The sequence below is a fragment of the Nonomuraea sp. NPDC049758 genome, from assembly GCF_040674635.1.
Taxonomy (GTDB): Bacteria; Actinomycetota; Actinomycetes; order Streptosporangiales; family Streptosporangiaceae; genus Nonomuraea.
In genome coordinates this window covers 163,594-176,322 of sequence record NZ_JBFAMZ010000013.1, presented here as the reverse complement: position 1 = coordinate 176,322, position 12,729 = coordinate 163,594, and the positions used below count along the sequence as shown (strand labels likewise).

The window sequence follows — 12,729 nt, the reverse complement described above, 5'->3', positions numbered from 1 at the left end:
AGACGGAATTACCATACGTTTCGCGGCTTATGGCGGCGTTTTGCTCGCGTAACCAGCCACAAGGCCCCCAGCAGGACGCCGATCGCCCCGATGACCAGCGAGAAGCCGCGCGGCCCGTCCAGCGGGCTGGTGTACGCGACCGGACGAACCGGTTTCCGCGCCTCCACGACCTGCACCGGCCACGGCGCCCCGGCCCCCGACTCCGGCGCCAGACTCACCGCCCCGCCGCCGGGAACCACTCCCGCTTGCACCCCACCACCGACGCCCCCCGGCGCCACACCCCCGGCGACGCCTCCCGGGGCCATGCCTCCCGCGACACCTCCGGGCACCATGCCCCCGGCCACGCCTCCCGGCGCCACACCCCCGGCAACGGTCCCCGGCGCCACCCCTCCGGCCACACTGCCCGGTGGCATACCGCCGGGCAGGCTCTGATGGGTCATCCCCGGCACCCCGCCCTGCGCCAGCCCTGCCGCACCGGACAGCCCTCCGTGCGCCGCACCACCGGGCACGCTTCCCGCCACGCCACCAGGCAGACTCCCGCTCACACCGCCCGGCACACCCCCCAGGCTCCCCGCCAGTCCACCCGGCAAGCCGCCCGAGGCACCGCCAGGCAGACGCCTCGTCAGTCCGCTCGACAAGCCGCCCGCCGCGCCACCTGGCGGGTGCCCCGTCAGTCCGCTCGACAAGCCGCCCGCCGCGCCGCCAGGCAGGCTGCCGGGGACGCCGTTTCGTGCCGTCCCCCGAGCGCCGGTGGGCGCCCGGCCGGTCGTTCCGGGGGCGAGGCCCTGGCCCACGCCTCCCGCACGTGGGAACGCCCCCAGGGTTCCGCCTGTGCCTCCCTGTCGCGGCGCCCGCGCCACGCCCCCGCCGCCGACGCGCGGAAGCGCCCCTCGGGCTCCACCGGTGATCGGCAAACCTGCGGCTCCTCCAGGGAGGCCACCCCTTCCCGCCGTCGTACCGGCCCCTCCGGGGAGGACGCCTCTTCCCGCCGTCGTACCGGCCCCTCCGGGGAGGACGCCTCGCGTCTTTCCGCCCGCCCCCGGCGCCAGACCGGCGACGCCTCCGCCCGTCCCCGCGAGGAGCCCGGCGGCGCCCGGCTGCTGCCCCTGTCCGCCTGCCACCTGCCGGCCCGGCCGCCTCCGCTTGTGGGGGGCCGTGGCCGGAACGGGCACCGCCTGCCCGCTGATCGTGGCGGCCTCGCGCGGCATCTCATCGGCGACCTGCATGGACGTGGTCCTGTTGATGGTGGTCAGCCCACCGGAGGGCGTCCGCATCCGGGCCACCGCCGCGAGCACGACTTCCTTGGCCCCCTCGGGCGCCTGGAAGGTCACGTCCAGCGCCCGCTCCCCGAAGATCGGCCCAAGGGCGCAGACCCGCGCGCCGGGCAGCGTACCGCCATCGGAAGCCGAGCCCTCCACGCCGGCCAGCGCCCGCGCGGCCAGCACCCCGGCCGCCTGCCGCCCCCCACCGACCTGCCCCCCATCCGGCCCACCCTCAGCCGGAAACATCCCTCGACCACCCTCAGCCTGAGACATCCCCTGACCACCCTCGGCCTGAGACACCCCCTGGCCGCCCTCAACCCGCGGAACGCCCCAACCGCCCTCAAGCCGGGACGTCCCCCGACCGCCCTCAACCCGCTGAACGCCCCGACCACTCTCAGCCCGGGACATCCCCCGGCCGTCCTCAGCCCGAGGAACGCCTCGACCGTCCTCCGCCCGCAACACTCCCCGGCCGCCCGCAGCCCACGGCGCGCCCTGACCGGCTTCAGCCCACGGCGCGCCCTGTCCTGCCTCCGCGCGCGGAACCCTCTGACCGGCCTCGGCGTGCGGCAGTTCCTGAGCCGCGCCACCCGGCGGCATCCACTGACCGGCCCCGACCGGCGGGGCGTCCTGCGCGCCCGGCGCTCCCGGCGCTCCCGGCGCGCCCGGGCCGAACTGTGCCGCCTCCCGGTCTGCGCCCATCTGCGGCGCGCTCCGACCGGCCTCGGCCCGCGGCGCGCCGCGACCGGCCTCCGCGCGGGTCAGGCGCCGACCCGGCGCCGGCCGCCACGCCTCCGGTTCCTCCGGGAACGCCCCGGCATCCGGATCCGTCGCACGTCCGGCGCTCCACGGCCCCGATACGGGATCCCCTCCGGATGCCGGAACCCCACCAAGAGCCTCGGAACCCTCGGAAGCCTCGGACCCCTCGGCCCCACCGGCCGACAGCCGGGAAGCAGCGGAGGGCGACGGGCACGCCAACCCCGACAACGCCGCCGCCGGACTGGTCGCCACCGCGACCCTGGCCCCCTTGCCCATGCCGTTGAGCCGGACCCTGAAACGCTGGACGTCACCCGTCCTGATCCACTGCCCCACACCCTCGGGGCCGCTCACGCGTTCGAGCACGAGCGTCACCCCCGCCGCCGCCACAGGCACGGAGGGCAACGCCACCAGGATCAGCGCTCCAGAAAGGATCCAGCCACGCCGCATCACTCCACTCCCCCACTGCGACAAATCACGTGTAGTAATCGTTATGTCACAGAGAGAGACGGTCTAATCCTGCTGAAGCAGACTCTCCACGGTCTTCATGATCGGCAGGTCGGCGCCCAGCCACTCCACGTCGTAGTACTCCCCCGGCCCCAGCCAGCGAAGAGCCAGGTGCTCACGGGCCTCGGGCGTGCCGGAGGTGAGCGTGGCCAGCCAGACGCGCAGGACGTACCCCTCCGACAACGCCCAGTCCTCGCCCACGCGCGCGCCCACCGCGATCTCCACGCCGAGTTCCTCGCGGCACTCCCGGACCAGCGCGGCCACCTCGCTCTCCCCCGGGTCCACCTTGCCGCCGGGGAACTCCCAGCCCCCGGCCAGCGCGGCGGGCGCGGCGCGCTGCGCGGCCAGCACCCTGCCGCCGGGGGCGACGATCACCGCCGCGACCACGATCGTGCTCATGCGTTCGTCATCCTCATAGTGCGGGATTCTGCAGCTTCTTGAGCTGGTCGAGCACATCGGGGTTCTGCAGGGGACGGGTGAAGCCCACCGTGTTGTCGCGCGCCTGGTAGCTCGTGACCTTGATCGGCCCGCAGAGCGTGCACCGGGCCTCCAGCATCTTGCCCTTCGACACGACCAGCCCGACATGACCGGGACTGTCGGCCGACGTGCCCGGCCCGGCGTTGAAGAACACCAGGTCACCGGGCTCCTCCTCGCCCGCTGACACCTTCACCCCGAACGGCCACTGCGTGAACGTGGTGCGCGGGATGCTCAGCCCGGCGGCCCGGTAGGCCGCGTAGATGATGCCCGAGCAGTCGAACGCGTCCGGCCCGGTGCCACCCCACAGGTACGGCTTTCCGCGCTGCGCCAGCGCGAACTGCAGGATCTTGGCCACGACGTCGCTGGGCGCGGCCGCCACCAGGGGGTCGTCGCACTCCTCGGCGGCCTGCGGCGGCACCTCCACCTCACCCGACTTGGCGTACTTCCTGGCGATCTCCTCCACCTGGTCGACGTACCACCAGGCGCGGTTGTAGGTGAACAGGGCCCGCCGGACGTTCTCGGGAGCGCCGTTGCGCTTGAGCATCTTGGCGGCCCCGAGGATGGCGTCGGCCGGGTTGTAGACGTCGCCCACGCCGTCGCCGTCGCCGTCGGAGGCGTACCCGTTGAACGTCGAGGAGATCGGGATCTGCGCCTTGCCGCCCCAGGTCGAGATCAGGAACTGCATCGGGCCGGCCGCGCCCGCGTAGTTGGTGCCGCTCTTGACGCCGGGCAGGTCGGAACGGCCGTGGTCGGTCTCGCGCTTGCCCACGGCGGCCAGGATGGTCCACTGGACGCCGATCTTCTTGCCCCACTTCTTGTACAGGTCGAGGTAGTCGCCCGGGATGTCGGCGGCGCCCGAGTCGGACACCTCCTGCACCTGGGTGCCGCCCTCGCAGTCGACCGAGCCCTCGCCGCCGCCGTTCAGGAAGGACGGCATCGTGACCAGCAGCATCGGCGAGATGATGATCGCGGCCAGCAGCAGGATCCCGGCGAGACCGAGCAGCAGCGCCAGGCGGGTTCGGGAGGACTTCACCGCTAGCTGTCCCCGTCCTGGCCCTCGGTGGCGGGCAGCACGTCGAAGATCCGCCAGTCGGCGCCGAGCTGGCTCACCGTGACCGCCAGGTCCTCGACGTCCTGCCGGTTGCCGCTCTTCGCGGTGACCTGCCTGGTCTCGGTCACGACGAACACGATGGAGGTCTTCTCGATCTGCCTGATCTCCTTCAGCCTGGCCGTGGCCTGGGAGACGATCTGGTCGTCGCGGTTCTGCTGGACGGTGCCCGCCGAGGTGAGCGTCCGGGCGAGGATGTTGCCCAGCTCGGCGGTGGTGAACGTCTTGACCCTCGTGGCGTACGCCGCCGGGTCCTCGTCGTACCTGAAGGTGCCGTAGACGGCGGTGAAGCGCTCGGCGAGGTCCGCCGCCGCGGCCAGCTGCTCCTTCTTCATCGGCAGGTAGGAGTAGACGTCGAACGGCGCGGCGCTGGCCGTGGCCAGCGGTTTGCTCACCGCCGTGGGCGCGGACGCGGACGTCGTGCCCGTAGCAGGCGCCTGCTCGGGCGGATCGTCCGAGCTCGGCCACATCGTGAGGTAGACGCCGACCGCGGCGATGACCACGACGATGGCGGCGAAGGCCAGCCCGCGCTTGTCACCGGACTGAGCCATGGTCAGTCCTTGCCGCGGTTGGGCTTGAGCCAGAAGGGCACCGACGGATCGTCACCCGAGCCGCCGTTGCCGCTGCCGCGCAGCCACAACGGCGGCGCCTCGGACGAGCGGGACGACGACTCGTCCGAGCCGAAGATCCTCGACCCCGACGACGCGCCGGACGGCCGGGACGCGGCCCCCCCGGACCTGGACCCGCCACCGTTCCTGGACCCGCCGCCGTTCCCGGACCCGCCGCTCCTGGACCCGCCGCCGCCGAACAGCCCGCCACCGGAGCCACGCGACCCCGAGGACGGCGAGCCGCCCGACCCGCCGGACCCGCCGAACCGGGAGCCCCGCGAGCCGCCGGACGACCCGCTGCGCGAGCCGCCAGAACCACCACCGCGTGAGGCCCATCCGCCGCCCGACCGCCCGCCGAACCAGCCACCGCCGCCACTGCCGGAACCGCCACCGGAACCGCCACCGGAGGTCGTGGCTCCGGCGACCATGCCCCCGGACGCGGTGCCGCCCGCCGCCGCGCCACCGGAGCCGCCGCGGGCGCCGCCGGCCGTCGCGGGGCGCGTCCGGCTGGCCTGGCCACCGAGGTTGAGCGGGGGCGCCGTGCCCCTGCGGGGTTCGAGCGGAGGCCGGGCCCCCGCCTTGCCGCCGTGCTGGTCGGTGTCGAGCGGCGCGGCCGCCACCGGCATCCGGGTGCCGGCCGAGACGCCCTCGCCCTCCTCGCCGCGCATCCGCGCCTGGGCGACCGCGGCGCCGGCCGCCGCGCCCGCGCCGCTGCCGGCCGCCGCCGCCCTGATGAGCGGCTCGGCCTTGCGCAGGCCCCACCGGCCGAGCTTGGCCCCGGCGACCGGCGGCAACACGTTCGCGGCCCGTTCCAGGACGGGCGAGCTCGCGGCGTCGCCGAGCATGCGGGTGGTGACCGTGTGGCCGCTCAAGGACGCGAACAGGTGCTGGAACGGACGTCGGTAGAAGAACACCGCGATCGTCAGCAGGGCCATGAACAGCACCTGGAGCCCCCAGGGCATGGCCGTGGAGATGATCAGCGCGTACCCGTAGACCAGGACGCTGAGCACGAGCGTCAGCACCGCCTGCCTGAGCAGCGTGCCGACGAGCATCTCCACCCACCGCATGGCGATGATGCGCCCGCTGCCCGGATGCACGCCGACCAGCAGGAACACCGGCCCGAGTATCAGCAGCAGCAGGAAGCCCACCTTGAGCACCAGCAGCGAGACCGCCACCAGGAAGATCAGCAACCCGGCCACCACCGCCGCGATGAGCGCGCCGACGGCCACGCCGAGCCTGCTCGACCAGTCGCGGCCGGAGAAGACGGTGTAGCGGGAGTCGTTCTTGAGCAGCTCGGCGACCTTGACGTACTCGGCCTGGTGGGCGGCGATGTCGGGGGCTGGCTGGCCGGCCACGGCGGGGGCGATCGACTGGGTCTCCAGCATCTTGCGCCCGAAGTCGCGCACGATCGGCTGCTGCGGGTCGGCGGTGCCGAACATGCCCACCAGCCACGGCTTGCAGACCAGCGTGGACCACAGGGCGTCGGCGTTCTGGTCGACGCCGGCCGTGCCGACCTGGCCGTAACCGCCCGGTTTGACCTGCGGGTTCGTCTGGCCGGGTGGCGGCAGGCAGGACGCGCCGCCGGCGCCCGGCAGGCCGGAGAAGGCGGAGTTGACCACCTCGCCCGTCTTGTCGGTCACGACCTTGCCGAGCCCGGTGAAGTCGCCGGGCCTGCTGAAGAACCACACGGCCACGGTGACCGCGAGGACCATCCAGATCACGCCTTCGGCGGTGGTGGTGGCCCGCTTGCGGATCAGGCCGTACCAGGCGAGCCAGATCGCGCCGAGGATCACGATCGGCCGCAGGAACGGCCAGTACATGGCCTCGGACAGGTTCTGGACGATGTCGTCGACGACGTCCTTGATCGACTGGAGCGGTCCTTCGGTCGCGGCCGCCTGGTACGTCGTGATCGTCAGCCGGTCGATGGCCTTGGCCGCGGTGAAGACCCCGTTGGCCCACATGTTGCCGAGCACGGCGACGTAGTCGGAGCAGCCGAGCCCGTGGGTCTGCCAGAACTGGCCGGCCATGCCGAACTGGCCGTAGTTCGTCGTCGGGGCCTGGACGCCGCCCGCGGGAGGCGGCGGCTGGATCATGCCGTCGGTGCCGCCGCCGATCATCTCGGGGTTGAGCGGCCCTGACAGGTCACAGGGCGCCGCGGCGACGGGCGTGGATAGACCGCCCACCACCAGCGGAACCACGAGGACGGCACTCACGAGCGCGAGCACCAGCGCCAGTCGTCGGGATAGTCGGATCTTCATGACCGTACCTCCTGCGCCCTGCCCACGCCCCCTCGAAGATCATCATGCCCGCCACCGCCTGGTTTGTCGTGTGTCGGGTTCGTGTCGAGCCAGCGGAGCAGTTCTTCGGAGATCAGGTCTACTCCGATGCGCCCGGCTCTGCCATCCAGATCACGGAATACGCATTCGCCGTTGCCGAGCGAGCGCAGCACGGCCTTGTGCTCCTCCGACGGCTCCACCCCGAGCAGCGACATGACGTGGTCCACCTCCACCCTTTCGGTGGAACGGAACGCGAACACCGAGGACAGACAGTTGGTCACCTGCTCGTTCAGCAGGTCTCCGGCGTTCTGGGAGACCAGGACGAGCGCGGTGTTCCTGGACCGGCCCATGCGGCTGACCTCGGGGACCAGCTTGGCGCCCTCCGGCGTGGAGGTGATCGCCCACGCCTCGTCCAGGAAGATCGCCTTGGGGGCCCGCCGGTCGAGGCCGTTCATCAGCCTGCGGGCGAACTGCGAGACCAGGTAGAGCAGGGCCACCGACAGCCGCTGCTCGTAGGAGTAGTCGTCCCTGGTCGTGGCGACGTCGGGCAGCGTCAGGCCGCCCAGGGTGAACACGGTGGTCCAGCCCTCGCTGTCGATCTGGTCGCCGCCCGAGGGGTCGAAGCAGAGCCTGGCCAGGTGCATCTCCGACATGGAACGCAGCACCGCGCCCAGGTTCTTGGAGGCCGGGTCGTCGGCCTGCTCCAGGTAGTCGACCACCTTGCCCAGCGACGGGTCGGGGCCGTTGGAGACCGCGGCCACGGCCTGGATCATGGCCGACTCGCGCTCCTCCGACATGCGGGGCAGCAGCAGCCGCAGCGTCTCGGTCGCCATGGTCTTCTTCGCCGCGATGTCGTCGCCGAACGAGAACGGGTCGAGCAGCCCCGGAGCGGCCGAGCCCAGCGGGATCACCCTGGCCTTGCGCCCGCGCTTCTCCAGGAGCTGGACCAGCGACTCGGCGTCGCCCTTCGGGTCGATCACCGCGACCGTGACCCCGCGCAGCGCCATCTGGTAGATCATCAGCAGCGCTAGCGTGGTCTTGCCGCCGCCCGGCTCGCCGGTGATCGCGATGGCGGTCGGCCGGTTGCGGCTCGCGGCCAGCAGCGGGTCGAAGTGCACGATGCTGCGCGCCCTGCCGACCGTCTCCCCGATGTACGGCCCGAGCCAGCCCTCGCTGCCGTCGTCGAGCCGGTCGCCGAGGTCGACGGTGGCCGTGGCCATGCCGCCCGCGATCGTCCGCAGCGGCTGGCGCTGGGCGTAGGCGTTGACGCGCACCTTCTCGCCCGGCAGCGTCTCGCAGAACAGCGAGAACTGGTCGCCGGTCGAGTTCACCACGTCGATGCCCATGTCGCGGTAGTGCTCGACGACCGCCTCGACCCGCTGCACGCAGATGTCCTCCGTGGGGGCCGAGACGATCAGGCGGTGCCAGCCGTACACGAAGGGCAGTCGTTCCTTGGTGATGCCGTGTTCGAGCATGCGGGCCGCGTCGATCTGCTCGGCCAGCGCGATCGGCGCCTCGGCGCCCGCCTCGCGGATGTGGTGGTCCATGTCGCGGGCGTGGGCCAGCTTGCGCGCGACGTCCTTGGACGCCTTGACCGGCGGGATCAGCCGCATCCTGGACGAGATCTCCACCGGGAAGGGCAGCTGGTCGGCGAAGTGCATCCACGGCTCGCCGTCGGGGAACGGCATGAGGTCGGGGAAGCGGGCGAACGACAGGTGGGCCACGTACGAGTCGCCCTGCGGCTGCACGATCCGCAGCAGCGACCTGCCGTTGTGGATCTCGCCCTCGACCAGCGACTCGATCTCGCCCTTGCCCCAGCGCCGCTTCGGACTGGCCGAGGGCGGCGGGTCGCCGACCGCTCCCGCGGCGGCGTGCTGGAACAACCAGGCCACCTCGACGGACGTGGCATGCCTGGCGTACAGGGCGCTGGAGGCCAGGGCCCGGCCCAGCCGTTCGGCCGACTCCGTCCAGCGGCCGATCTCGCTGTCCGGGACGTGGCCGTCCTCCATGCCGAGCGCCTTCTCGGTCTTCTGGTAGAAGCCGAGGAGCTGGGCGAGCACGCCGCTGCCGAGCTGCTTGCCGCGCGGCCCGAGGCGGACGCCGAGGTAGACCTCCTTCGACCAGAAGTCCTTCGCCCAGACGTGCCGGTACATCTCCTCCAGGTAGTCGCGCCAGCCCGGCCCCTCGTCGGAGGTGGCGTTGAGCGCCATCGCCCACTCGGCCGCCGGGTAGGTGCGGTGCGCGACCCGCAGGTGGACCTCGGCGTCGGGCATCCTGATCGCGGCCAGCGCGATCGTGACGTTGGTGGCCAGCGCCTCGCGCTCCTCCGGCGTGACGAACTCGTAGCTGACCGTCGGAAGCCGGAAGTACGCCCACGCGCAGGTGTCCGTGAGCAGGATGCGGTCGTCGAAGTAGCGGACCGCGAGACGCTGGTGCGCTCGGGACGCCCTGCTCATGCCGCCCCCTCGGCGCATGAACGGGCCAGACCTGCTCGCATGTTCACTTAACGCTCACCGATTCTCGTGCCCGGGGGGTCACTCGCCAACTCCTCTTCGCTCGGTCGGACGGCCTGTCCGTGTGCCTGTACCGCGAAGCCTGCAACCACGACGCCGGCGAGGGCGAGGTAGGCCCGCCGTCCGGCCGCGCGCAACTGACCGGGGTCGACGATCTCCGCGCCGCCGGGCGCCAGGCCGTCCTCCCACGGGACCCTGACGATGGCCCGGCACCTGCCTCTGGCCACCGCCTCCGCCTGCTCGACGTCGGCCATCGAACGCCTGCTCACGCCGTTGACGACCATCACAGCACGCCTGCGCAGCTCGCCGCAGCCGTGCCCGTCGAGCCATTCGTACGTCATCGCCACCGCCTCGGCCGCCTCCTCGCTCGCCGGGACCACCAGCACGAGCTGGTCGGCGTACGGCAGGATGCGGGCCGCGAGCGCGGCGGCCGGGTCGATGACCGACAGCTTGTAGTGGCGGTCGAGCAGGCGCATCGACTCGCCCAGTCGGTGGTCGGAGAAGAAGCTGCGGTCGGCGAGCCGCTGCTCGGCGCCCGCGTCGGTGTCGGCCGAGATCACCTCAAGGCCGGAGGCGGTGCGGGTGGTGAAGCCCCGCATCGTCAGGTAGCCGCTGACCTGGTCGAGGCCGGACAGCAGCGACGTGAGGGTCTCCGGCGTCTCGGGCTCGATCCTGCTGGTCAGCGTGGTGCCGCCGGTGTTGGCGTCGACGGCGACGATCCGGTCGTCGCGGTAGGTGGCGAAGGTGTGGCCGAGCATGAGCGCCGTCGTGGACTGGCCCGCGCCGCCGGTGCAGCCGAGCACCACGATCCGCCTGCTGCCGCCGAACACGGCCCTGGCCCGGGCCTCGTCGATCTCGGACCCGTCGGTGCGTACGCCGCCTCCGCCCACCACGACCTGGGCGATCCGACGCCATCCGCCGGAGTCCCGGCCCACCACGGACTCGACTCTACGCACCCGTCCCTCGGCGGGCCTGCCACCTTCACCGGGCCTGGGAACCGGCACAGGCGCCACGAACCCGCCCGCCCTGTCTCCTGTCCTGCCGCCGGCTCTGTCACCTGTCCTGCCGCCGGCCCCGTCCCCTGGCCGGCCACCGGCGGGCCGCCGCCGCGCGGCCACGTCCCGCCCGGGCTCGCCGTACGCCTCGGCAGGCTTGGCCTGCTCGTCCGCTACGCCCCCATCGCCCTCGGACCGACCGGCCGCCGCCTCCGTACGTCCGCCCCCAGACCGTTCGACGACCGCGCCCGCGTCGGCAGACACCTCTACGGCAGCACCCGGCTCGGTGACGGCATCCTCACCCTCGGAAAGGGCCCGCCTCCCGGCACCGGCCCTCCCGTCGGGAGTGCCCTGCCCAGCGGGGACATTCTCCTCGCCGGTGACAGCCGGCCCGGAGGACACGTGCACTTCGCCGGAGACGGTCCGCTCGGCAACATCCTCGCCACCAACGGAAGCTTCGCTACCGGTAGGAGCTTCGCTGCGGGTGGCGGCTTCGGCGGCAGCCTCGTGTGCGGTCTCGGAGGACCGTTCGGCGTCGGGCGCGTCGGGGCTCGGAGCGTCTGGGCCGGCGGCGGGAGCGGTCTCCGTGACGAAAGCGCCTTCGCCTGCCGACTCGTCCTCGGCTGTCGGGGCACCTGCGCCGGTCCGCGTCCCCTCGGCTGTCGGGGCACCTGCGCCGGTCCGCGTCCGCTCGCCCGGATGCGCGGTTTCTCCCGCGTGCGCGCTTTCTTCCAGGGGCACGCTTTCGCCCGTGTGCGTGCCCTCGCCCACCTGCCCGGCTTCGCCTGCCGGTGAGTTGTCGGCGGGAGGGTGGGGGGTGGGGATCTGGTCTTCGAGGCGCAGGGGTGGGCCGGAGAGGGGCTTGGCGTCGGGGTCGACCGGGGGCCAGGAACGCTGCGCGCCCAGGATCACCGCCCCGGGCGCGACCCGCGGCGGCTGCCCCTTCCTGTGCTGGTCGCGGGCGACGGTGTTCTCGTCCTCGCGGCCCACGCCTTCGGGACGGCCGGTGACGCCCTGGCGACGATCGTCCGTGCTCTCACGACGTCCGGCGACGTCGTCGCGGCGCTCTGCCACGCCGCGCTCGCCGTCCGCGCGACCCGCCGCCTCACCGGGCGCGTCGGCGGTGGCGGCGAGCCGCCGCAGCCGCCGCAGGGCCTCGGTGTCGATCGGCTTGCCGGCCACGGGCCTGAGCCCCTCCGCCGACCGGATCGGCACGACGGCCCCAGGACCGCCCTGCACCTCGCCCGCAGCCGCGTCGGTACGCTCACCCGACGCCCGGTCGGAGTCCGTACGCTCGCCCGACGCCCTGCTTGTGGAGCCCCTACGAGCGCTCGGCTGCGCCGTCTCAGAGGCGTCCCGCTCCTCGGGAACGGCGGCCTCGGGAGCGGCGGCCTCGGAACCCACCGTCTCGTGGCCGGGCGTGTCGCGTTCGGAGCGGCGGGCGGGGGCGGCGCGGCGGGGGCGGGCCGGGAGGGCGCCGCCGGTGAGCTCGCGGCTGGCCAGCTCTCCGGCGGCGACGTCGTGCTCGACCGGCGGCAACGCCGGTCCGTTCTCATCCCCCGGAACCAGGACCAGCGGCACGTCCCGGCCGAAGGCGGGGGCGGGACGGCGGGCCTGCGGCGCCAGCGCGGGCGCCGTGCCCCGCCTGGTACGCGACCCCCATCCAGTACGCGCCTCCGCCACCGGCGCCTGCTGGGCGGCCGCCGCCGCGGCGGCCACGGCCGGACGGACCTGGCGCGGACCCGTGATCCGCTGACCCTCACGCTTGCGCTGCGGCTGGCGGGACTTGCGCGCCGCCTTCGCCTTGACCCGCACCGGAGTGGTACGCCAGATGCGCCCCGAGAACGTGACCGCCTCGGGCTCGGAGGTGGGCGCGAGCCGGTACCAGGCCTTGGGCTGGCCCAGGTAGCGCAGCTGGGACTCCAGAAGCTCGGTGAGCCGCTTCCCCTCGATGACGGGACGCGTGGACAACCACGTCACGATCCCCGGCGGGACCAGGAACAACACGTGCCACGGCATGGCCACCGGCACGCCCACCAGGATCAGCAGGAGCGACCACGGCACGAACACCCCGACGAACACGCCGATCCAGACGATGGGGAGCGGCATCGGGAGGCGAAGGTCGTAGAGCTTGTAGAGCCGCTTCTCGATGCGCCAGATGTTCGTATACGTGGGCAGGTCCACGCAGTCCTCCTCTCCACCCGCTCGTACATGACCGCCCTGGAGCGGT

6 protein-coding genes are annotated in these 12,729 nt (G+C 73.1%); all 6 read right to left on the bottom strand.

Features of this window, described 5'->3' with window-relative positions; all coding sequences use genetic code 11:
* Positions 1-2,528: 2,528 nt before the first annotated feature.
* Genes AB0J46_RS31200 through AB0J46_RS31175 form a run of 6 tightly spaced genes read right to left on the bottom strand, consistent with a single transcriptional unit; the run spans position 2,529 to position 12,683 of the window.
* Positions 2,529-2,921 carry a (deoxy)nucleoside triphosphate pyrophosphohydrolase gene (locus AB0J46_RS31200; protein WP_352352927.1) on the bottom strand — a complete coding sequence of 131 codons (393 nt, stop codon included), beginning with the start codon at positions 2,919-2,921 and terminating at the stop codon, positions 2,529-2,531.
* Between the two features lie 13 nt (positions 2,922-2,934).
* Positions 2,935-4,032, bottom strand: a complete 1,098-nt coding sequence (locus AB0J46_RS31195) for an NlpC/P60 family protein (RefSeq protein WP_364337788.1) — start codon at positions 4,030-4,032, stop codon at positions 2,935-2,937.
* Between the two features lie 2 nt (positions 4,033-4,034).
* Complete coding sequence (locus tag AB0J46_RS31190) at positions 4,035-4,658, bottom strand: hypothetical protein (protein ID WP_364337787.1); 624 nt, start codon at positions 4,656-4,658, stop codon at positions 4,035-4,037.
* 2 nt (positions 4,659-4,660) lie between these two features.
* Entirely contained in the window at positions 4,661-6,973 is a 2,313-nt protein-coding gene (locus tag AB0J46_RS31185; protein ID WP_364337786.1) for a type IV secretion system protein, read from the bottom strand.
* A complete protein-coding gene (locus AB0J46_RS31180) occupies positions 6,970-9,447 on the bottom strand; it encodes an ATP-binding protein (protein WP_364337785.1) in 2,478 nt (825 codons plus the stop codon). Before AB0J46_RS31180 ends, AB0J46_RS31185 begins: the two co-directional genes overlap by 4 nt.
* A 47-nt stretch (positions 9,448-9,494) precedes the next feature.
* Positions 9,495-12,683 (bottom strand): TcpE family conjugal transfer membrane protein, encoded by a 3,189-nt coding sequence (locus AB0J46_RS31175; RefSeq protein ID WP_364337784.1) that lies wholly within the window; start codon positions 12,681-12,683, stop codon positions 9,495-9,497.
* Positions 12,684-12,729 lie beyond the last annotated feature (46 nt).

Bases quoted from the DNA above. Each gene is read 5' to 3' on its own strand.
- AB0J46_RS31185 (WP_364337786.1), bottom strand. From the start codon at position 6,973: ATGAAGATCCGACTATCCCGACGACTGGCGCTGGTGCTCGCGCTCGTG.
- AB0J46_RS31190 (WP_364337787.1), bottom strand. From the start codon at position 4,658: ATGGCTCAGTCCGGTGACAAGCGCGGGCTGGCCTTCGCCGCCATCGTC.
- AB0J46_RS31180 (WP_364337785.1), bottom strand. From the start codon at position 9,447: ATGAGCAGGGCGTCCCGAGCGCACCAGCGTCTCGCGGTCCGCTACTTC.
- AB0J46_RS31200 (WP_352352927.1), bottom strand. From the start codon at position 2,921: ATGAGCACGATCGTGGTCGCGGCGGTGATCGTCGCCCCCGGCGGCAGG.